The 20,614-nt window shown below is 68.3% G+C and carries 21 protein-coding genes; 13 read left to right on the top strand and 8 right to left on the bottom strand.

Features of this window, described 5'->3' with window-relative positions; all coding sequences use genetic code 11:
• Positions 1 to 54 precede the first annotated feature (54 nt).
• The 7 genes from Aple_RS39555 to Aple_RS39580 all read left to right on the top strand — a co-directional run bounded on the left by Aple_RS39555 (position 55) and on the right by Aple_RS39580 (position 4,878).
• The gene (locus Aple_RS39555; RefSeq protein ID WP_155349899.1) at positions 55 to 648 is read left to right on the top strand and encodes a PadR family transcriptional regulator; all 594 of its coding nucleotides are present in this window, start codon (positions 55 to 57) and stop codon (positions 646 to 648) included.
• A gap of 121 nt (positions 649 to 769) precedes the next feature.
• Positions 770 to 919: a hypothetical protein gene (locus Aple_RS39560; protein ID WP_155349900.1), complete on the top strand. Its 150-nt coding sequence runs from the start codon at positions 770 to 772 to the stop codon at positions 917 to 919.
• Positions 920 to 1,082: 163 nt separating this feature from the next.
• Positions 1,083 to 1,211: a hypothetical protein gene (locus Aple_RS55815; protein WP_281361659.1), complete on the top strand. Its 129-nt coding sequence runs from the start codon at positions 1,083 to 1,085 to the stop codon at positions 1,209 to 1,211.
• A 96-nt stretch (positions 1,212 to 1,307) separates the two neighbouring features.
• Positions 1,308 to 2,117, top strand: coding sequence for a phosphotransferase (locus tag Aple_RS39565; RefSeq protein WP_155349901.1), 810 nt, complete (start codon positions 1,308 to 1,310; stop codon positions 2,115 to 2,117).
• A gap of 87 nt (positions 2,118 to 2,204) precedes the next feature.
• Complete coding sequence (locus Aple_RS39570) at positions 2,205 to 3,176, top strand: cobalamin biosynthesis protein (protein ID WP_373869690.1); 972 nt, start codon at positions 2,205 to 2,207, stop codon at positions 3,174 to 3,176.
• Complete coding sequence (locus Aple_RS39575; RefSeq protein ID WP_155349903.1) at positions 3,173 to 4,666, top strand: cobyric acid synthase; 1,494 nt, start codon at positions 3,173 to 3,175, stop codon at positions 4,664 to 4,666. Before Aple_RS39570 ends, Aple_RS39575 begins: the two co-directional genes overlap by 4 nt.
• Positions 4,663 to 4,878: an SHOCT domain-containing protein gene (locus Aple_RS39580; RefSeq protein WP_155349904.1), complete on the top strand. Its 216-nt coding sequence runs from the start codon at positions 4,663 to 4,665 to the stop codon at positions 4,876 to 4,878. Before Aple_RS39575 ends, Aple_RS39580 begins: the two co-directional genes overlap by 4 nt.
• Positions 4,879 to 4,901: 23 nt before the next feature.
• On the opposite strand, the gene Aple_RS52910 is transcribed toward Aple_RS39580, so the two are convergent.
• Complete coding sequence (locus tag Aple_RS52910; protein WP_174889934.1) at positions 4,902 to 5,363, bottom strand: hypothetical protein; 462 nt, start codon at positions 5,361 to 5,363, stop codon at positions 4,902 to 4,904.
• A 775-nt stretch (positions 5,364 to 6,138) separates the two neighbouring features.
• On the opposite strand from Aple_RS52910, the gene Aple_RS39590 reads away from it, so the two are divergent.
• Positions 6,139 to 6,849 carry a sulfotransferase family protein gene (locus Aple_RS39590; RefSeq protein ID WP_170321902.1) on the top strand — a complete coding sequence of 237 codons (711 nt, stop codon included), beginning with the start codon at positions 6,139 to 6,141 and terminating at the stop codon, positions 6,847 to 6,849.
• Between the two features lie 61 nt (positions 6,850 to 6,910).
• Here the strand turns inward: Aple_RS39590 and Aple_RS39595 are convergent, their stop codons facing one another.
• Complete coding sequence (locus Aple_RS39595; RefSeq protein ID WP_155349905.1) at positions 6,911 to 7,945, bottom strand: 1-acyl-sn-glycerol-3-phosphate acyltransferase; 1,035 nt, start codon at positions 7,943 to 7,945, stop codon at positions 6,911 to 6,913.
• Between the two features lie 83 nt (positions 7,946 to 8,028).
• Complete coding sequence (locus tag Aple_RS39600; protein ID WP_155349906.1) at positions 8,029 to 8,859, bottom strand: patatin-like phospholipase family protein; 831 nt, start codon at positions 8,857 to 8,859, stop codon at positions 8,029 to 8,031.
• Positions 8,860 to 8,973: 114 nt separating this feature from the next.
• Between Aple_RS39600 and Aple_RS39605 the strand changes: the two genes are divergently transcribed.
• From Aple_RS39605 to Aple_RS39615, 3 genes are read left to right on the top strand one after another with little or no spacing between them, the layout of a single operon-like run.
• Positions 8,974 to 9,894, top strand: coding sequence for an ABC transporter ATP-binding protein (locus tag Aple_RS39605; RefSeq protein WP_155349907.1), 921 nt, complete (start codon positions 8,974 to 8,976; stop codon positions 9,892 to 9,894).
• Positions 9,863 to 10,663: an ABC transporter permease subunit gene (locus Aple_RS39610; RefSeq protein WP_155349908.1), complete on the top strand. Its 801-nt coding sequence runs from the start codon at positions 9,863 to 9,865 to the stop codon at positions 10,661 to 10,663. Before Aple_RS39605 ends, Aple_RS39610 begins: the two co-directional genes overlap by 32 nt.
• Before the next feature lie 13 nt (positions 10,664 to 10,676).
• On the top strand, positions 10,677 to 11,663 hold the full coding sequence (locus Aple_RS39615; protein ID WP_246265067.1) for a PucR family transcriptional regulator: 987 nt from the start codon (positions 10,677 to 10,679) through the stop codon (positions 11,661 to 11,663).
• Here the strand turns inward: Aple_RS39615 and Aple_RS39620 are convergent.
• Entirely contained in the window at positions 11,649 to 12,608 is a 960-nt protein-coding gene (locus tag Aple_RS39620) for a quinone oxidoreductase family protein (protein WP_155349910.1), read from the bottom strand. The genes Aple_RS39615 and Aple_RS39620 overlap by 15 nt on opposite strands.
• 135 nt (positions 12,609 to 12,743) lie before the next feature.
• On the opposite strand from Aple_RS39620, the gene Aple_RS39625 reads away from it, so the two are divergent.
• Positions 12,744 to 13,016: a DUF6504 family protein gene (locus Aple_RS39625; protein WP_155349911.1), complete on the top strand. Its 273-nt coding sequence runs from the start codon at positions 12,744 to 12,746 to the stop codon at positions 13,014 to 13,016.
• Entirely contained in the window at positions 13,016 to 16,471 is a 3,456-nt protein-coding gene (locus tag Aple_RS39630) for a DNA polymerase III subunit alpha (protein WP_155349912.1), read from the top strand. The genes Aple_RS39625 and Aple_RS39630 overlap by 1 nt, the downstream gene beginning before the upstream one ends.
• A gap of 240 nt (positions 16,472 to 16,711) precedes the next feature.
• On the opposite strand, the gene Aple_RS39635 is transcribed toward Aple_RS39630, so the two are convergent.
• The 4 genes from Aple_RS39635 to Aple_RS39650 all read right to left on the bottom strand — a co-directional run bounded on the left by Aple_RS39635 (position 16,712) and on the right by Aple_RS39650 (position 20,563).
• Positions 16,712 to 17,353, bottom strand: a complete 642-nt coding sequence (locus Aple_RS39635; RefSeq protein ID WP_155349913.1) for a hypothetical protein — start codon at positions 17,351 to 17,353, stop codon at positions 16,712 to 16,714.
• Positions 17,354 to 17,537: 184 nt separating this feature from the next.
• Positions 17,538 to 18,170, bottom strand: coding sequence for a response regulator (locus Aple_RS39640; protein WP_155349938.1), 633 nt, complete (start codon positions 18,168 to 18,170; stop codon positions 17,538 to 17,540).
• A 418-nt stretch (positions 18,171 to 18,588) separates the two neighbouring features.
• On the bottom strand, positions 18,589 to 19,608 hold the full coding sequence (locus Aple_RS39645) for an LLM class F420-dependent oxidoreductase (RefSeq protein ID WP_155349914.1): 1,020 nt from the start codon (positions 19,606 to 19,608) through the stop codon (positions 18,589 to 18,591).
• A 217-nt stretch (positions 19,609 to 19,825) separates the two neighbouring features.
• The gene (locus Aple_RS39650) at positions 19,826 to 20,563 is read right to left on the bottom strand and encodes a FadR/GntR family transcriptional regulator (RefSeq protein WP_246265068.1); all 738 of its coding nucleotides are present in this window, start codon (positions 20,561 to 20,563) and stop codon (positions 19,826 to 19,828) included.
• Between the last annotated feature and the right edge of the window lie 51 nt (positions 20,564 to 20,614).

Here is a 20,614-nt window from a genome sequence, read left to right on the forward strand (position 1 = left end):
TGACACTCGCGATGTATCTCGAAAATACTCGGAATCGAGTAAAGGAGGTCGGCCATGGGATTACGGCAACGCAGCAATCCGCTCGCGCTCGCGGTGCTCGCCCTGCTCTTCGAGCGGCCGATGCATCCGTACGAGATGGCCACCACCCTTCGCGAACGCCGCAAAGAGGACAGCATCAAGCTCAACTACGGGTCGCTCTACTCGGTCGTGCAGTCGCTGGAGCGCCGGGGCCTGATCGTGGCCCAGGAGATCCAGCGGGATGGGTCCCGCCCGGAGCGCACCGTGTACGCGATCGCCGAGCCGGGCTCGGTCGAGCTGATCGACTGGCTGAGCGAGCTGGTCGCGGTGCCCACGAAGGAGTTCACCCAATTCGAGGCGGCATTGTCGCTGCTGGGGTGTTTGAGGCCGGACGAGGCGGTGCGGCTGCTTGAGGAGCGGGTGTCCAGGCTTGAGCAGGAACTGGCGGCGGCCGATGGGTTGCGGGGGCACGCGTCCATGACCAAGCTGCCCCGATTGCTCTACATCGAATGGGAGTACCGGATCTCGCTTCGCCGTACCGAGCTGGAATTCGTCTCGTCGTTGGTGCGGGAGATCCGGGAGGAGACCATCGAAGGGCTGGCGCTCTGGCACAACTTCCACAAGCAGTGACATAAGGCCCCCGGCGGGTGTTGCAGCACGACGCCGGGGGCGAGGAGCCAACAGGCCACCCGCGGCGACCCGTCAACGCATCAGGAGACATGGTACGCGCGTGGCCGGAAAGGTCACGTAAATGATCAACGCAACAGGCCTGGTCAAGGAGTACGGCAAGGTCCGTGCCCTGGACGGGCTGAGCCTGGACGTCGCCCGGCCGTCCCTGGACGACGTCTACCTCCGCTACGCGGGTCGCGCCTTCGCCGACGCGGAAGGGGTCGCGGCATGAGCATGATCAGGATCATCACCAACCCGGTCCACGACAAAGCCGCCGCGGAGGTCGCGAAACCTGTCCCTTCCGCACGGAAGGCAGCCAGGCACTGTCATGCGGCCATCGCCGCCGCATCTCCCCGGGACACGACCACACCCACGCGAACCAGAGGGCGGCGTCGATGAGCGCGCAAACCATCTCCGTGGCCGGGGGACTAGCTCGCTGGCCGCTGGCGACACTCTCGGTGATCGCCCTGTTGCTCGGTTACCTGGCCACGCGGGCCTTCGGCGCGTACCAGCGTTCGATCTGACACCGAGGGCGGCGGCGCCGGGTTTTGGTGCCGCCGTCCGCTGATGTTTCCCGAATCCCGTTCAGGAGAAGAGATCGGCCACTACGCTGAGGTGGCATGTTCGTCTCGACGAAGCGACGGGCCGAGTCTGAAACACCTCTCACCGGTGGCGATGTCACCGAAGGTGTCGTCCGTGTGGGCCTGACCGTGCGCCGTCCGCTCAAACCGTCCACGCCATCGGTCCATGCCCTGCTCCGCCACCTGGAGTCCGCCGGATTCGACGGCGCGCCGCGCGTGCTCGGCATCGACGCGTCCGGCCGCGAGATCCTCACCTACATCGAGGGCGCCGCCGCCGTCCGCCCCCTCCCCGAGTACGCGGTCACCGACGAAACCCTCGTCACGCTCGCCCGCCTCCTGCGGCGCTACCACGACGCGGTCGCCACCTTTGTCCCACCCGCGAACGCCAGCTGGGAACAGGGGTCCACCTCCGACGACACCCCCGAGATCATCGGTCACTGCGACGTCACTCCCGAGAACGTCATCTTCCGCGACGGCCGCCCGCACGCGTTAATCGACTTCGACCTGGCCCGCCCCACTACGCGCCTGTTCGACGTGGTCACGACGCTCCGCCACTGGGCGCCCATCGCCGATCCCCTCGACCGCGATCCCCGCCAGAGCGGCCTCGACGTCGGCCCTCGCCTCCGCCTGTTCTCCGACGCGTACGGCTTGACGCCGCGCGACCGCCGGAACCTCCTGCCGACCGCCCGCCTGCGATTCGACCGCTCCTATCTCGCCATGCAGCGCAAGGCGGAATCCCATGGCGGGTCCTGGGCTCAGCTCTGGGCCAATGGTGCGGGCCAGCGCATCAGACGGGCCAGCGCCTGGCTGGACGCCCATGAGGACGACCTGCGCGATCACCTGGTCTAGCTCCTGCATTGTTGAGCGGAAGCGAGGCGATGGGTGTTCCTATACCCCTGACTGGGCTGATTGTGGGGAATGGGGGAGAATGCCCGGGTGATCAGGTCTGGGGCGGTCGCGGTGGGGATGGCGATCGGGGTCGGGGTGGATGCCGTTGTCGGGGATCCTCGCAGAGGGCATCCGGTTGCGGTGTTCGGCACCAAGGCGGCAGCGCTCGAAAAGCGGATATATCGGGATTCGCGGTTTCGGGGAGCCGTGTTCACAGGGGTGTGTGTCGGCGTCGTGGCCGGGATCGGCGTGGTCGCGGAGCGGGCGAGCCGCAGGCGGCCGGTCGTTAGTGCGGCGATGACGGCTGCCGCCACCTGGGCGGTTCTCGGGGGAACCACGCTGGCCCGTGAGGGTGCGTTCATGGCCAACGCGCTCGAACGAGACGACATCACCGCCGCAAGGAGACGATTACCCCATCTGTGCGGACGTGACCCGTCCCAATTGATTTCGCCGGAACTGGCCAGGGCGACCGTCGAATCCATCGCCGAGAACACCTCCGACGCCGTCGTGGCGCCGCTCTTCTGGGGGGCGATCGCCGGAGTCCCCGGGCTGGTGGCGTACCGGGCGATCAACACCCTTGACGCCATGGTCGGCCACCGCTCACCGCGATACGAGCGTTTCGGCTGGGCTTCGGCGCGGCTCGACGACCTCGCCAACTACCTGCCCGCCCGCTTGGCCGCCCTGCTCACGGCGGCCCTGGCTCCCGCCGTCGGCGGCTCGTCCCGGACCACGATCAGCGTGCTGGCCAGGTACGGCCACCGCCACCCCAGCCCCAACTCCGGCCGCTGCGAGGCGGCTTTCGCGGGCGCTCTGGGCGTACGCCTCGGTGGGGTCAACAATTACGCCGGCCGCCTGGAACACCGCCCCGAACTCGGCGAAGGCCCACCTCCCACGGTCCCCGACATCCGCCGCTCGGTCCGCCTCGCCAGAGCCGTCTCCTGGACCACCGCCATTCTGGCGATCCTCACCAGAGCCGGACTGGCCGTACGCAAGGCGCGCACTCAGGGCAGGACGCGGTGAAGGGTGCGCTGCTGGTCGCCGGGACCACCTCGGATGCCGGGAAAAGTGTCGTGACGGCGGGAATCTGCCGGTGGCTGGCCCGGCAGGGAGTGCGGGTGGCTCCGTTCAAGGCGCAGAACATGTCGCTCAACTCCTTCGTCACCGCCGACGGCGCGGAGATCGGCCGGGCGCAGGCGACCCAGGCCGCCGCCTGCGGGATCGAGCCGACGGCGGACATGAATCCCGTTCTCCTCAAGCCGGGCAGCGATCGCCGCAGCCAGGTCGTCGTGCTCGGGCGCGCGATCGCGGACGTGGACGCGATGGAGTACGGCGCGTTCAAAGCTCGGCTACGGGCGGTCGCCGTGGAGTCCCTGGAACGCCTCCGGGCCGAGTACGACGTGGTGATCTGCGAAGGCGCGGGAAGCCCGGCGGAGATCAACCTGCGGGCGGGGGACATCGCCAACATGGGGCTGGCCCAGGCCGCCCGCCTGCCGGTGATCGTGGTCGGCGACATCGATCGCGGCGGCGTGTTCGCCTCCCTCTACGGCACGGTCGCGTTGCTCGACGCCGCCGACCAGGCGCTGATCGCCGGTTTCCTGATCAACAAATTCCGGGGAGCGCCCGAACTCCTCGCCCCCGGCCTCGACATGTTGCACGGCCTGACCGGCCGGGAAACCTACGGCGTGCTGCCATGGCTCGACGGGCTCTGGCTGGACGTCGAGGACTCCCTCGCTCTCGACAACCGCCCCGCCCAGCCCTACCGCCCGCACTCGCTCCGCGTCGCCGTGGTCCGGTTACCGCGAATTTCGAACTTCACCGACATCGACGCGCTCGCTAGCGAGCCAGGGATCGTCGTGCGTTTCGTCCGGTCGGCGGCCGAACTGGAGGACGCCGACTTGGTGATCATCCCCGGTTCTCGCGCGACGGTTTCCGACCTCGGCTGGGTACGGGAGACGGGTATCGCGCAAGCCGTACAGGAAAGGGCCGCCGCCGGACGGCCGGTGCTCGGCATTTGCGGCGGCTACCAGATGCTCGCCCGCACAATCCACGACGACATCGAATCCAGGAAAGGCCACATCGACGGCCTCGGACTCCTCCCCGCCACCGTGCGTTTCACCGCGGAAAAAACACTCGCCAGACCTGTCGGCACGGCGTACGGTCACCGCGTGGCCGCCTACGAGATCCACCATGGCGTCGTGACCGTGGACACAGCCACCCCGTCGCGGCCGTTTCTCGACGGCTGCCGTTCGGGCTCGGTCTGGGGCACGACCTGGCACGGCGCCCTGGAAAACGACGCCTTCCGCCAGGCGTTCCTCGCCGACGTGGCCGCGACGGCAGGCCGCCCTTTCACCCCCGCCCCCGGCATCTCCTTCGCCGAATTCCGGGCCGCCCGGCTCGACGCGCTGGGCGACCTCATCGAGCAGCATGTGGATACCGGCGCGATTCTCGACCTCATCGAGAACGGCCCGCCCCGGGACCTCCCCCTCATCCACCCAGGAGGCGCACGATGACATCAACCGCCCTTCTCCTCACCGCAGGCCTGTTATTCCTTCTCGCCGTGGTCGCCGGCGTGGTCACGGTCGTCGTCCTCTCCCGCCGTCCCCGCCATTCGTTCCCCGCCCACCCCGACGACCCACGAGAAATCCTCCGCCGCCGCTACGCCGCCGGCGAGATAGACGAGGCGGAATACCGCCACCGCCTCTCCATCCTCTCCAACGGCTGAAGCCTCCCGCGGCGGCTGGTGAATCAGGCCGTTGGCGTGGGGGTGACCGTTTCCGGTTTCGCGGAATCAGGGACGGGCTCGGAGTCTGACGGGAAACGCTTGAGCCTTTCCCCGGGCACGCCGTCGGGGAACCGCTTGCGGAATTCCGGGCCGGGCCCCCACTCGAGGTCGCCACCGCGAGGACCGACCCAGCCAGGCCACTCCGGACGCGTCATGTTGATCACCATCGTGGCCGTCGCCTTCCCGGCCTCCACCGTCGCGAGCACGGTCACCTGGTCATTGACCTCGATCGAGTCGATCCCCTCGCGACCGCCGTTGACCCGCGTCGTGTCCGCGATCGTATAGGTCCGCGAGAACCCGTCCTCACTACGAACCGTGACCGACGCCTGATCAACCGCCGTCACCGTCCCGTTCTGAGTGGAAACGGTCTGGAAACCGCCCCCCTCCTTGGGCACCACGAACTCACCATGAACCGCCCCGAACATCCCTCCCCTCATCGGCCCCCAGATCTTCCCCGGCTTCTCAGAAGGCACCCCAGGACTCGGAGTCCCCGAAGGCGTCCCACTCTCACTCGGCACCGGCGACCCACTCTCGCTCGGCGTAGGCGACGAGGCAGCCGCAGCCACCCCAACCCCCGTGACCACGGTTAACGCCGCCGCCACCCCAGCGATCAGGACCCGATTCCTGGGCCGCCGAACAGGCTCATAGCCCAGAACCTCAGCCGGCCTGAACTCAGGATCATTCATTGCTCACCCCTTCCATCCAAAGCCGATTGAAATAGGACACGAGTAAGACGTACGTAAGCGTCCGCGCCAGATTCTCAGGAACCGAAAGACCGGCAAGGCCAGCCGAGGGGATCCAGGCATGGCGCGTCCCTGAGCGATACGGACCAGCAGCCTCCGGCTCTCCAGATCGCGTACGCGATCGCAGCTCATACCCAGGGCAGGTAAAGGACGGGCGTGGTCTGAAGCGCTAGGACATAGGGGGAAGATCAGGCCGATGCGCTCCCTCCATTCCGGCGGCAGGCGCGGATGTTTCATGATCACCTGCTAATTGTTGACGTGTTAGCTGCTAATTAGCTGCTAGCAGCAGCCGAATTAGCAGATCGTCGAGATGCGGGGCGCGAATGTCGTCGTACCTGGTTGGAGGGATAGCGCAAGCTGTCTGCCCAGGGTCGAGTGCCTGTTGGTGAATCCCGGAGCGCTGGTTCGTGCGTACAACAGGCGACCGCACATCGTGGATCCACGGAGGAGTGTCCCCATGGTGGAGATCATCGGCGCTGGTATGGGGCGGACCGGTACGTACTCCCTGCAAGCGGCTCTGGTGCGGCTTGGATACGGTCCGTGTCATCACATGTCCTCCCTGGGGGAGCATCCCGGGTCGATCCCTCGGTGGGAGGCCGTGGTGCGAGGCGAGGAGGTGGACTGGAAGGACCTGCTGGCGGGATACCGGTCGGCTGTCGATTGGCCGGTGTGCTCGTTCTGGCGCGATCTGGCGGACACGTATTCGGATGCCAAGGTGGTGCTCACGGTCCGTGACCCCGAAAGCTGGTATGCGAGCGCCCGCGAAACCATCTATCGATACATGGCTAAACAGCCCGGCATCGAGGGCGTGATCATGCGCCTGGAGGAACGGCTCTATCCGTCCCTGCGGCGTCGGCGGGCCTTGTGCGAGCGTCTGATCTGGAAGGACACATTCGAGAGCCGCTTCGATGAGCCTGAATTCGCCATGGAAATCTTCCAGCGACACAACAAGGCCGTGCAGCGGGCAATTGCCCCTGACCGCCTGCTGGTGTTCGACGTGCGGCAAGGGTGGCAGCCCTTGTGCGATTTTCTCGACGTCGAAATCCCCGACGAGCCGTTCCCCCACCTCAACATCGCCGACTCCTTCGTTCGCACGGCCGCGCTACGTCGTCGGCGCGCCCTCACCCTCCGGAGGATGCGCCCAGAAGAAGGTTCGGCGATCCGGTAACGGAGGGGGCGGGAACACCTCCGCCGCGATGCCTCCGGCACGCCCCCGCACGAATAGAAGGCTATTTAGGCGTCGATTGGACAGCCCGGTTCTCGGTGATCCAGTTGTCGATTTGGGTCCACTGGTCGAAGAGCCAGGTGATTTGGGTTTCGCGGGTGCGGGGGACCTGGTCCGAGGGGTAACGCCACCATTTGGCGCGGATATGAGCATGGGCGGGGAGCTTTCGCCACACGTCGCCGACCGTGATCAGGTCGTCCAGGCCGGTGTGCGCCACGAAGACGACATCCGCCGTGGGGCAGGACTCGATGGCGGCGATCGCGCCGTTGGGGCGGGGCGGGAGGAGGTGGTCGAGGGATTCGGCGCGGGCGGCTTCCTCGCGGAGGCCCTTCTCGCGGAGGCGGCCGATGGCGCGGTGGCGGCGGTGGGGGGTGAAGTTGCCGCCCTCCGGGAAGATGACCAGGGCGTCGACGGGGTTCATTCCGGCGGAGAGGCGTTGGATTTCGTGGATGATGCCGCTTTCAGCGATTTTGCGGGGGACGAAGGCGTTGGGTAATCGGTTGATGACCACGTCGAGGGATGGGTCGAGTTGCAGGGCCGCTTTCATGACGATGCGGGGGCGTCTGCCGTACCGGGCCAGGAGGTGGTAGACGAGGAGGAACGAGTCGCCGGGGCCCGCGTGGCGGGAGAGGACGATCACCGGGCGGGTGAGGCGGCGGGAGGCTTCCTCGGGGGTGAGCTCGGGTTCGTCGATGTCGACCGAGAGCCGGAAGATCCGTACGGCGGCGGCGTAGATGCGGGACAGGAACCAGCGGATCAGCGCGTAGTGGCGTTCCTGGTTGACCTCGACATGGATGCGGCCGCCGAAGCCGCTCGCGATCCACAGCCCGAGGCAGGCGATCAGGGCGGCGGATTCCAGGGCCAGCCAGATGACCGCGAAGGCGATGAGCCGCATTCCCCGCCGTTGCGGGGGCGGCAGGTGGAGGGAGGCCAGGAAGGCGACGAGCAGCCAGATCGGCAGGGTCACGATGACGGCCAGCGTCAGCGCGATCACCAAGGGCGCGAAGATCAGGCGCCGGATAATCCGGGGCGGCACCATGACCGGCTCCTAACTCCCGGCGGCATCCGGCCGGATAACGATGTGCTGGCGGCGAACTCCTGGCCGCGCCGGGTGTGACGCGGTCATGGTGAGGACGGACTGGTCAGCGTGGACAGGTAGGCCGTCGAGGAGTGGTACGCGCGCGCGATGTGATCCCCGATCCGGGAGGAATCGCGGTAGCGCAGATCGGACAGGCCTGGCCTGCCGTTGAAGCCCGCCGGCATGACATGCACCTCGACATCGTCGGGCAGGGAGGCCATTTCCTCGGTGAAACGATGACGCCGGGCGATCTCGAAGGCGACAAGCCCGACTTCCCACGGCTTGCTAGGCGGGGTCAGCGGGCGCTCGATCCGCCCCACATGCAGCACGAAGATCCGCCGCGCGCCGAGCTGCACGGCACGCCCGACGGGGATGCTGTGCACGAGACCCCCGTCCAGGTAGTGCTCGTCACCGATCCGCACCGGCGGCAGCAACCCCGGCACGGCGCAGGAGGCGAGGACGGCGTCGGCGAGCGGCCCGGTGGAGAACCAGCGCGCGCAGGCGCCCTCGATGGAGGCGGCCACGCACTGGAACGGGATCTGAAGCTCCTCGAACGTCTCGGGGATGGCCGCGCCGAGCAGCCGCCGTAAAGGGTCGATCGGGTGCAAATGGGTGCCGGTCTTGGCGAGCGTGGACAGCCGGGTCACCCACGAGCCGGCGAAAGCCGTACGAACAATGGAAGATCCCCACAGTTCGGTGAGCCGGTCGACGGCGTCGGCCGGGGAGGCGGCGAGGAGCACGCCGTTGAGGGCGCCCACCGACGTTCCGACCACCAGATCGGGGGTGATCCCGGCCTCCGCGAGGGCGCGGAGCATGCCCACCTCATGGGCTCCGAGCACCCCGCCCCCACCCAGCACGAACGCAGTGATATCCACCAGATCCTCCGTCTCCCAACATAGGCATGTTGCCGGAACCGCGAAAGCAATCGGCGGGCAACTGTCGAACTGGGCACCTGTCGGCGGCAGGCCGGGACGGCCACCATTTACGGCATGACAGCGGTAGTGGAAGCCGAAGGACTGACCAAGTTCTACGGCCAGCGTAGAGGTCTGGAGGATCTGGACCTTTCGATCCAGCCGGGCGAGGTGTTCGGTTATCTCGGCCCGAACGGATCGGGGAAGACGACGACGATCAGGCTCCTCCTGGACGTCATCCGGCCGACCAGGGGCCGGGCCACGGTGCTCGGCCTCGACCCCGGGGACGCGAAGGTGCGGGCCAGGATCGGCTACCTCCCCGGCGAGCTGGCCTTGGCGGGGCGCGAGCGCGCGGGGCAGTACCTGCGCTTTCTGGCGGACGCCCGCGGCGGCGTCGCCCAGGCCAGGATCGACGAGCTGGCCGAACGCCTGGAGGCCGACCTGTCGGTCCCGATGGGCAAGCTCTCCAAGGGCAACAAGCAGAAGGTCGGGCTGATCCAGGCTTTCATGCACCGCCCCGAGTTCCTGATCCTGGACGAGCCGACCAGCGGCCTGGACCCGCTCGTGCAGCAGGAGTTCCTGGCGATGGTGCGGGAAGTGCGCGCCGATGGGCGTACCGTGCTGATGTCCTCGCATGTGCTGGCCGAGGTGGAGCATGTCTCGGATCGGGTGGGGATCGTCAGGTCCGGGCGGCTGGTGGCGGTCGAGGAGGTGGCCGCGCTCCGCGAGAAGGCGGTTCGCCGGATCGAGCTGCACTTCGACGCGCCGGTGCCGCAGGAGGCGTTCGAGGGGCTGCCGGGCGTACGCGATCTGAAGGTGGCCGGGGCGAGCGTGACTTGCACGATCGACGGCCGCCCCGATGCGCTGATCAAGGCCGCCGCCCGGTTCACCGTGGTGCACCTGGTCAGCGCGGAACCCGACCTGGAAGAGATCTTCCTGACCTACTACAGCGAAGAAGAGGATCGGCATGCCCGCGTTGGTAATGCAAAGCCTGCGTGAGTACCGGCGATTGCTGATCGGCTGGACCATCGGCATCAGCGTCTTCATGTCCATCTATATCGGCATCTACGCGAGCATCAAGGAAAGCCCCGAGGTGTACGGCCCGGCCGCCCTCGCCAAATACCCGGGCGCTCTCAAGGACCTCATGGGCGGCCTCGCCGACTTCACCAGCGGTCCCGGATTCCTGCAGTCGGTGGTCTACCAGCTGTTCGTCCCGATGTTGTTCATCGCCTGCGCCTGCGGGATCGGCAACCGGGCGATCGCCCAGCCGGAGGAGGACGGCCTGCTGGAGCTGACCGTCACCCTCCCGATCGAACGTGTCCGCCTGCTGCTCCAGCGCTTCGGGGCGGGCCTGCTCGGCCTGCTGGCCGCGGCGGTGCTGACCTATGCGATCGCCTGGGCGGTCGCCACGAACGTGGGTGTCGGCGTGCCGGCGGATCGTATCCTGGCCGCCCACACCGGCGTGCTCCTGCTCGCGCTCTTCTTCGGCACGCTGACCCTGGCCGTCGGCGCGGCCACCGGGCGCAAGGGACTGGCCTCGGCGGTGGCCGCGGTGTGGACGATCGGGGGCTACGCGATCGTCACGATCGGCCAGAACGTGTCCGCCATAGCGTGGCTGAAGTGGATTTCGCCGTTCCACTACTACCTCGAAGGCAAGCCGATTTACCAGGGCTTTCCCGTCGGCGACTACCTTGTTCTGGCGGGGGCGACGGCGGTGCTGCTGCTGACGGCGGCACTGGCCTTCGACCGGCGCGATGTCGGAGTCTGATGCGGAGTGTCCGATGGGATTGCTCGGAGAGACAGCTGGCCGGCTGCCCGACCGGGCGATGCTGGACGAATACCGCTCAGCCGGAACGAAGGCCGCCCAGCAGGGCGTTCCCCTGCGCACGATAGTGGACGCCGCGCTGCGCGAGGCCGAGCAAATCGGCTCGGCCGCCGTGCTGCCCGCGCTGCGCCGCGCCGTCTCGGCCCTGATCGAGGGGTACGAGGACGCCCAGCGCCTGGCCCTGCGCTCGGAGGAGGAGGCCCGCAGGGAGTTCGTCGACGACCTGCTCCAGGGCCGGGCTGAACGGCTGGCCGAACGAGCCGAACATTTCGGGCTCAGGCTGGCCGAGTCGTACGTGGTGGCCGTGGCGCGCCCGGTCACCGGCATACCCGACGCGATGGCCGGCACGATCGAGCGGGAACTGATCGCACGGTTCGGCTCGCACAACATCCTGATCGCGGTGCAGTCCGGGCTGCTCGTCTGCGTGGTGCCGGGCACGCTGACGGCCGCGACCGGCGAGTTCACCCATCATGTGCGCTCCCGGTTCGAGCCGGGCTGGCGGATCGGGATCGGCCGCGCCCATCGGGGCCCGGGCGGCGTGGTCACCTCCTACCGGGAGGCGAGCAACGCGATCGACCTGGGCGACCGGCTGGGACTGCGCGCGCCCGTGCTGAAGGCCGCCGACCTGCTGGTCTTCCCGGTGCTGCTGCGGGACAGGGAGGCCATAGAAGATCTGGTCACCAGCGTGCTCAGCCCGTTGCTCGACGCGCGCGGCGGCCCGGAGCCGCTGATTGACACGCTGGAGCAGGTCTTCGCGGCCCAGGGCAACCAGACGGCGGCCGCCCGCAGGCTGGGCATCAGCACCCGGGCGGTCACCTACCGGCTGGAGCGGGTCCGCCGCCTGACCGGATTCTCCCCTGAGGACCCGACCCAGCGGTTCACCCTGGAGACGGCCATTCTCGGCGCGCGGCTCCTGGACTGGCCGACATCAAGGGATCAATAGCAGCTTCCCCATGGTCTTGCGGCCTTCCAGGTCGTCGTGGGCGCGCGCCGCCTCGGCCAGCGGCAGCCGGGCGAACACGTGCACGTGGAGCTGCCCGGACGCGAGCCAGCCCAGCACGTCGGAGGCCCGGCCCAGCAGCTCCTCCCGGGTCGCCATGTACGGCCCCAGCGACGGCCTGGTGAGGAAGACGGAACCGGCCTGGTTGAGGCGTTGCAGGTCGAAGGGGGGAACCGGGCCGCTGGCCGCGCCGTACACCGCGAGCAGGCCGCGCGGGCGGACCGAGGCCAGCGAGCCGTCGAAGGTGGCCGCGCCGACGCCGTCGTAGACCGCGTCCACGCCGTCGGGAACCAGGCCGCGGACCCGCGTCGCGAAGTCGTCGTAGCCGATCACCTCGTCCGCCCCCGCCTCCCTGGCCATCTTCTCCTTCTCGGGCGTGGACACCGTGCCGATCACCCGGGCTCCGTGCAGCTTGGCCATCTGGGTGAGCAGCAGGCCCATCCCGCCCGCGGCCGCGTGCACGAGCACGGTGTCGCCGGGCCGCACCGGATGGGTGGAGGTGGTCAGATAGTGGGCGGTCAGGCCCTGCAGCAGGACGGTGGCGGCCTGCTCCGGCCTGACGCCGGGCGGCAACGGGATCGCCTTATCGGCCGGGATGACGACCTTCTCCGCATACGCACCCGGCACGCTCACCCAGCCCACCGCGTCGCCCACCACGACGTCGGCGACGCCGGGGCCGACCTGGGCGACCGTGCCCGCGCCCTCGGAGCCCGGCACCAGCGGGAGCGGCATCGGATAGCGGCCCTCGCGGTGGTAGACGTCGATGTAGTTGACCCCGGCCGCCGCGACGTCCACCAGCACTTCGCCAGGCCCGGGCACCGGGTCGGGCGCCTCGGTGTAGTCGAGTACGGAAGATCCGCCAAAAGCGGAAACGACGATGGCGCGCATGCGACTCCCCTCTGATCTGGTCTTGCCCACGCTCATTCTCCGGCAACCCGAACTTGCGTTCGATCTCCAGAGAACATATGTTCGATACAGCACCGCCCGTCTTCCCCCGGGTGGCAGTTGCCAGCCACAGGGAGAATGACCGTGAGCCGACTCTATGGCGATCCGATCGAGGTATGGGTCAGAGACGGGCAGCCCGCTCGATTTGTCTGGCGTGACCGGCTTTATGTCGTCCGCCAGATCCTTGACCACTGGGTGGTCGCCCGCGAATGGTGGAAGACCTCCGAGACCGACCCCGGCGAGCGCCGGTTCTGGCGGGTCGAGGCCGCCGCCGGTCGTGAGGTCGGCACCTACGAGTTGCGGTTCGACACCGCGAGCGAGGCATGGCTCCTGCTCCGGGCGTGGGATTGATGGGAACGTTCCACCCCAGCTTCTGTCACCTGCATGTCGCCTCGGCCTATTCGCTGCGATATGGCTCCGCGTTCCCGGACGCCCTGGTCAAACGGGCCGCCGAACACGGCATGGACATGCTCGCGGTGACCGACAGGGACGGCCTCTACGGCGCGATCAAACACGTCCAGGCCTGCTACCGGGCGGGAATCGCCCCGATCGTAGGCGTGGATCTGGCCGTGGAGGACGAGGAGACCAGGATCGTGGTGCTGGCCCGCTCCGACGGCTGGGGCGACCTGTGCCGCCTGATCACCGCCGCCCACCACGCGGGCGAGCGCGGCGCGCCGTTCGTCACCCCCGCGATGCTGGCCGAGTCCGGCCGCCTGACGGTCCTGCTCGGCCCCGACTCCGACGTGGGCCGGGCGATGGCCGCCCGCCGCGACGGCCAGGCCGCAGCCCTGCTCACCACCTGGCGCTCCCTCGTCCCGAACCTCGCCGTCGAACTCGTCGATCGGTACGGCTACCGCGACGCCACCACCGCCACCCGCCTGCTCGCCCTGGCCGACAGCCTGGGCGTCCCCGCCGTGCTGACCAACGCGGTCCGCCACCTCGACCCTGCCGACTACCAGATCGGCAACGTCCTGGACGCGGCCCGCAAACTCGTGCCCCTGCACGGGCGGCATATCCAGCCGTCCTCGCACGCATACCTCAAAAACGGCGCCGAGATGGCCCGGGTCGCGGCCCGGATCTGCGGCGGCGACCAGGGCCGGATGCTGCGGCTGCTCGCCGAGACCCGGCGCACGGCCGAGGCGTCCGCGCTCGACCCGTTCGAGATCGTCCCGCTGCTGAACCAGCGGCATCCGATCCTGCACCTGCCGGAGGTGGGCATGGACCCGGTGCCGTTCCTCCGCCACCGCTGCCAGGACGGGCTGCACGAGCGCGGCCTGCATCGTTCACGCGAAGCCAGGCAGCGGCTCGACGACGAACTACGGATCATCGAAAAGAAAAGCTTGTCCGGATATTTCGTAGCAGTGGCAGGGATCACGGACATGATCCGCTCGCATGGCATCCGCTGCGCGATCCGCGGCTCGGGCGCGGGCAGCCTGGTCAACTACCTGATCAGGATCGGCGAGGTGAACCCGCTGGAGCACGGCCTGCTGATGGAACGTTTCCTCGCCGAGGGCCGCATCGGCCTGCCCGACATCGACGTGGACGTGGAGTCGGCCCGCCGCCTGGACTGCTACCGCCTCATCCTCGAGCGATACGGCACGGAACGGGTGGCCTGCGTCTCCATGATGGAGACCTACCGCGCGCGCAGCGCGATCCGGGACGTGGGCGCCGCGATGGGCCTGCCGCCGCACGAGATCGACGCCATCGCCAAGGCGTTCCCGCACGTCCGGGCTAGGCAGATCCGGGCCGCGCTGGACGATCTGCCGGAGTTGCGGGGGAGCGGGCTCAACGACCGGGCGCTGGAGACGGTGTTCCGGCTGGCCGAACGGCTGGACGGGCTGCCCCGGCACATCGCGCTGCACCCGTGCGGCGTGCTGATCGGCAACTCCGGCCTCGGCGGCCGCACCCCGATCGAGCGCAGCTTCCTGGACTTCCCGATGTCGCAGTTCGACAAGGACGACGTGGAGGAGGCGGGCCTGCTCAAGCTGGACGTGCTCGGCGTGCGCATGCAGTCGGCCATGGCGTATGCGGTGAGCGAGGTGCGCCGGGTGGACGGGGAGGAGCTCGCGCTGGAGGAGGTGCCCCGGGATGACGTGGCCACGTATGACATGATCTGCGCCAGCCGTACTCTCGGGTGTTTCCAGATCGAGTCGCCCGGGCAGCGGGAACTGGTCGCCAAGCTGGAACCGCGCACCATGCACGACCTGATCGTGGACATCTCGCTGTTCCGCCCCGGGCCGGTCAACTCGGACATGGTCACGCCGTTCCTGGAGTCCCGGCATGGGTTCAGGACGGCCCACTATCCCCACCAGGACCTGCGGGAATCGTTGCGGGAGACGCACGGGGTGGTCGTCTTCCACGAGCAGGTGCTGCGGATCGTGGACGCGATGACCGGATGCGGCCTCTCGGAGGCGGAGAAGATCCGCCGGACCCTCTCCAGCCCTGACGGGCGGCGCAAGGTGCGAGCCTGGTGGGAGCTGCGGGTGCGGCCCGAGTTCGACGCCGAGACGGTGGAGAAGGTGTGGCAGATCCTGGACGCGTTCGGCGCGTTCGGCTTCTGCAAGGCGCACGCGGCGGCGTTCGCCGTGCCCACCTACCAGTCGGCCTGGCTCAAACGCCATCACACGGCCGCGTTCTTCGCCGGCGTGCTGACCCACGAGCCGGGCATGTATCCCAATCGGGTGATCCTCGACGAGGCCCGCCAGTGCGGGGTGCACATCCTGCCGCTGGACATCAACCACTCCGACCGGGAATGGCGGGTCGAGAAGCTCACCCTGAACGTGCGCCCCGAGGACCTCGGCCCCGCGAGCCCCGGCGACGCGCGGGCCAGCGCGGTCCGCGCCGAGGAGTTCGGCCGGGGGTACGGCTTGCGCGTGCCCTTCTCCGCGATCAAAGGCATCAGCGAGGCCGAAGTGGATCGTATGGTGGCGGGCCGGCCGTATACGTCGATGGCCGACTTCTGGGCGCGGGCGCGGCCGTCCCGGCCGGTGGCCGAGCGCATCGTCGAGGTGGGCGGGTTCGACGCGGTGCACGGCCTGCGGCCCGGGGAGCCCCGCTGGCGGCCCGGGCGGTTGACCAGGCGTGACCTGATCGCCCAGGTCGGGGCGCTGGAACGGGCGTCCAGGTCCGGGGTGAGCGCGCTGGCCGTGCAGCTGCCGATGGGGTTCGCCGAGCGGATCACGCCCGGGGAGCTGCCGGAGATGACCGAGGCGGAGGCGGTCGAGGCGGAGCTGGCCGTGCTCGGCATGGACGTGAGCCGGCACGTGATCGGCTTCCACGACGAGCTGCTCGACGCGATCGGCGTGGTCCGGGCGCGTGACCTGCTCCGCCAGCGTAACGGCGCGGAGATCCTGGTCGCCGGGGTGAAGGTGGCGACCCAGACGCCCGCCGTGCGGTCCGGGCAGCGAGTCATCTTCACGACGCTGGACGACTCCACCGGGCCGGTCGATCTGACCTTCTTCGAGTCGGTGCAGGGGCATACCGCGTCCACGGTCTTCGGGTCGTGGCTGCTGGTCGCGCGGGGGGTGGTGCGGCGCACGGGGGCGCGGGGGATCTCGATGCGGGCCGTGCACTGCTGGAATCTGACCGATCTCGACCGGCTCTGGCGTGCTCAGGGCATTCAGGCGGTGCATACCGTCCTGGCGGAAAGGCCGGGGTCGGGAGACGGGGTCGGGGGGCGCCAGATCAGATATGAGAACGGGTATCGGCTCTCGCCGTACGCGGATATCGGGCCTACGGCGGGGGTCAAGGAGCCGCCGCGGGTGTTGTGGCACGCCAGCATGGGCAGCTCAGGCCCCACACCCTGACAGCTCGCGGTGGCTGATCACGCTGGACCTGGAACAAGATGGGTAGCTGGCTGGCGGCTCGTCGGATCGGCGCGATCGCGAACACGTCTGGGGACACCCGACAGGGGCAGGCCGTCTCTCACCTTTTCGGCGTGTTTCAGTGCCTCCGGGTCTTTCAGGCCATCGCTCTCGGCGCCGGTGCGGCGAGGACCGCCACCCGCGTGAACGGCGCCGGATAACGGCGAGCGGCTTGGCTCATGCTTAGGCGATTTTCCTGGTGGAACCTGCGGTTCGCCGGAACTGTGCCATGGGGGAGGGTGTGTGGCTGACCGCGCGGGATTTGACGCGGCTGGTGGTTATTTCGCGGACGGTGGTGGCGCAGAGCAGCGCGGCGAGGGTGATCATCGCCAGTTCGGATGGGCCGAGGCCGGTCAGGCCGGCGGAGCCGGGGAGGTGGATCAGGAGGATCCACAGGACGATCAGCCAGCTGGTCCACCAGGTGGTGAGCAGGGTCAGCCAGCGGGTGCGGCCCTGGCGGTCGGTGTGCTGCCAGGCCCAGTCGGCGAGGAGCGGGGGGATGATCAGGTTGACGCCGGGCAGGAGCCAGGCGGCCAGCACGGAGGTCGCGGACGAGTTGGGGCGGGCCCGGCGGAGCCAGACCAGGTAGGTCGCGGCGGCGATCAGGGCAGTGGCGACGACGATCATCATGAGGATGGCGAACACCGTGACCGCGCCGACCACCTCGGCGGCCCCCGGCGCGTTCGGGTCGCCGCCGAACGAGGCGAGCTGCTGGGCCAGGCGGTGACCGCGGGTCTCCTCGAAGATGACCAGTGCCGTGGTGGCGGTGATCTGTGCGGTGAGGGCGGCGTAGACCCCGGTCGCGGCTCTTTGAAGCGAGCGCATGAATTCTCCCCCCGGCACGCGAGCTCATCCTCCGGTCGCAGCCGGTCACCGAGCACTTGCCTTACTTGTACTAACCAGAAACCCGTCCCACAGACAGCCGCATAGTCGCTGACCAGGCGACTCACCGCCGCAGGCCGTCCAGATCACGACTTTCTGATTAATATCCCGGCAGAGCTCCCGCTAATCAGGCCATGACACCGGACTCCCAGGCCCAAGCCGCGATCTCCACCCGATTTCGGGCGTCCAGTTTGATGAAAATACTGCTGAGATGCGTCTTTACCGTGGAAAGCGACACGAAAAGCTCCGCCGCGACCTCCTGGTTGGTACGCCCCCGGGCCACCAGACGCACGACGTCCAGCTCACGCTCGGTCAACGATTCGCCGGTGGTCCGGGGGGCGACCGGGCGGGACAGATGAGCCAGCAGGCGTACGGTCACAGACGGGGAAACCAGGGCGTCACCCGCCGCGGCGGCGCGGACCGCCTCGATCAGCAGGGCCGGGCCGCTGTCCTTCAGCAGAAATCCGCACGCACCCGCACGAAGCGCGCCATAGACGTATTCGTCCAGGTCGAACGTGGTCACGATGACCACACGCATCGGGTCGGGCACGCCGGGGCCCGCCAGGGCGCGGGTGACTTCGAGACCGTCAAGCTTGGGCATCCGGATGTCCAAAAGGCAGACGTCCGGCCGCAACCGCCGGGCTTCCTGCACCGCCGCCGCACCATCGGCGACCGCGGCGACCACCTCGATGTCCGGCTGGGCGTCGAGGATCATGGTAAAACCGGCACGGACGAGTTCCTGGTCATCGGCGATGAGCACCTTCACGCGAGGAATATACGGTCTGTCCGGTGATTCCCGCCTGACGGCCACCGCTGGGAACCTCTCTGAGCGGCTGGTGGCTCGGCGGACTCGTCGCGTGAGAGGTGGTCCATCGGGGCCCAGGGGTCGCCGGAGTCGCTCGCCGTTATCCGGTGTCGTTAACTGCGGGGTCGCCCTGCTGCCCCAGCGCGCTCAACACGTCGCTCCCCGTTATCCGGTGCCGTTAACGCTGGTGGTGGTTCTCGCCACACCGGCGCCAAGAGCGGCGGCGGCATTCTGCTGCGTGTTCCTATCGGGGGTACCGCGTGTTATCTCGAGGACGAGGTCGTGGATCTTCGGGATTTGCCGGGTGCCACTTCTGTTGGGTGGCGGCGAGGCATCTGCCCGTAAGTTGCGGATGCGGGGGTCTCGTCGCGTATTAGCCGAGGACGAGGTCGCGGATGCCGGTGAGGGTGGGTTCGTCGTGGGGGCCCATGATGAGGAGGTTGGTGACGGGGCTTTTGCGCCATAGGTCGAGGCGTTCGCGGATTCTGGGGAGGGGGCCGAGGAGGGAGATGCCGTCGGCCAGTTCGTCGGGGATGGCGTGGAAGGCCTCGTCGCGGCGGCCGGCCAGGTAGAGGGCCTGGATGTGTTCGGCGGCTTCGGCGTAGCCCATGCGGCCGATGATGTCGGCGTGGAAATTGCGTGATTTGGAGCCCATGCCGCCTATGTAGAGGGTCAACATCATTTTTACCCCGTCGAGGGCGGCGCGGAGGTCGTCGGTGACGATGACGAGGACCATGGCGGCGATGTCGAAGCTGGGGGCGGCGTGTTCGAGGGAGGCGCCGTACATTGATTCGATCTTCTCGGGGAAGACGAAGAGGGGGAGCCAGCCCTGGGCGATTTCTGCGGATAAGGCGACGTTCTTTGGGCCCTCTGCGCCTAGGTAGATGGGGATGTCCGGGCGGAGTGGGTGGGTGATGAGTTTGAGGGGTTTGCCGAGGTTGGCGCCGCCTGGGTAGGGGAGCGGGTAGTGCGGGCCGTCGCTGGTCACGGGCTCGGCTCGGCGCCAGATCTTGCGCATGATCTCGACGTATTCGCGGGTGCGGGCCAGGGGCTGGGGGAAGGGCTGGCCGTACCAGCCTTCGACGACCTGCGGGCCGGAGGCGCCGATGCCGAGCAGGAGGCGGCCGCCGGTGAGATGGTCCAGGGTCATCGCGGTCATCGCGGTGGCCGCCGGGGTCCGGGCCGAGAGCTGGACCACGCTGGTGCCCAGTTTGATCCTGCTGGTGCGGGCGCCGTACCAGGCGAGGGGGGTGAAGGCGTCGCTGCCGTATGCCTCTGCGGTCCACACCGAGTCGTATCCCAGCCGTTCTGCGGTCTGGACGAGTTCGGTCGCGTCGGTCGCGTCCCGCTGCCAGTAGCCCAGATTCAGTCCCAGCCTCAGATCGTTCGCCATGCCTGTTAGTAGAACACGTTCTATATTGGCGCGGCCAGATTTTCGTGGGTCAGGGGTGGATACGCGCGGCGGCTGGTACGACCGACTAGCAGTTTTCGTGTCCCTCCTCGTGGGTCCGAGGGTTGTTATGTGCGGCGGCTGGTAGGGCTGACTAGCAGTTCTCGCGTCCCTTCTCGTGGGTTCGAGGGCGGTTGTGTGCGGCGGCTGGTAGGGCCGGCTAGCAGTTTTCGCGTTCCTTCTCGGGGGCTCGAGGCGGATATGCGCGGGCCAGATGTTCGGTTACGGCAGTCACGGCGTCCGTCGGCGCGCCTGTGGTGATCGCGGTGTGGATGAGGCGGTGGTCGGTTTGCAGGTCGGCGGTGTGGCCCAAGCGGTGGACGGCTTCGACCGCGTACTGGTGGAGGGTGTTGCTGAGGGCTCGCATGATGGCCGAGTTGAGGGTGTTTCCGGCTCGGTCGGTGAGGGCGATGTGGAAGGCCATGTCGTGGTGGACGAAGTCTTCCGGGGTGGTGGCGTTGTCCATGGCGGCGAGGGCGGCGGTCATGGCCGCGGTGGATTTGGCGGTGGATTTGGCGGTGGATTCGGCGTCGTGGGGTATTCGGGCGGCCTGGGCCGCTGACCATTGCTCGATCATGAGCCGGGTGTCGATGACCTCGCGCATGGTCAGGCTGGACAGGCTGAGGTTGAGTCGGAGCAGGTCGGTGAGGGTGCCGTCCGGGTCGTAGGTGAGGATCGCGCCCGCGTTGGGTCCCCGGCCGACCTGGCACTCCACCAGCCCCAGAGTTTCCAGGACCCGAAACGCCTCACGCACCGAGGATCGGCTGACCTGCAGTTCTTCGGCCAGTTGCCGTTCGCCCGGGAGGCGGTCCCCCACGGTGAGACCCGATCTCGTGATCCGCCGCTCGATCTCGGCGAGAACCTGCTCAAAAGTTCGGGATCCGGTGAGTTTCGACACTCTGGGCCTCTCGGGGGGATCGGTGTATGGTCTGACCATATTTGGTCTGAC

Origin of the sequence: Acrocarpospora pleiomorpha, assembly GCF_009687885.1 — a bacterium.
GTDB lineage: Bacteria > Actinomycetota > Actinomycetes > Streptosporangiales > Streptosporangiaceae > Acrocarpospora > Acrocarpospora pleiomorpha.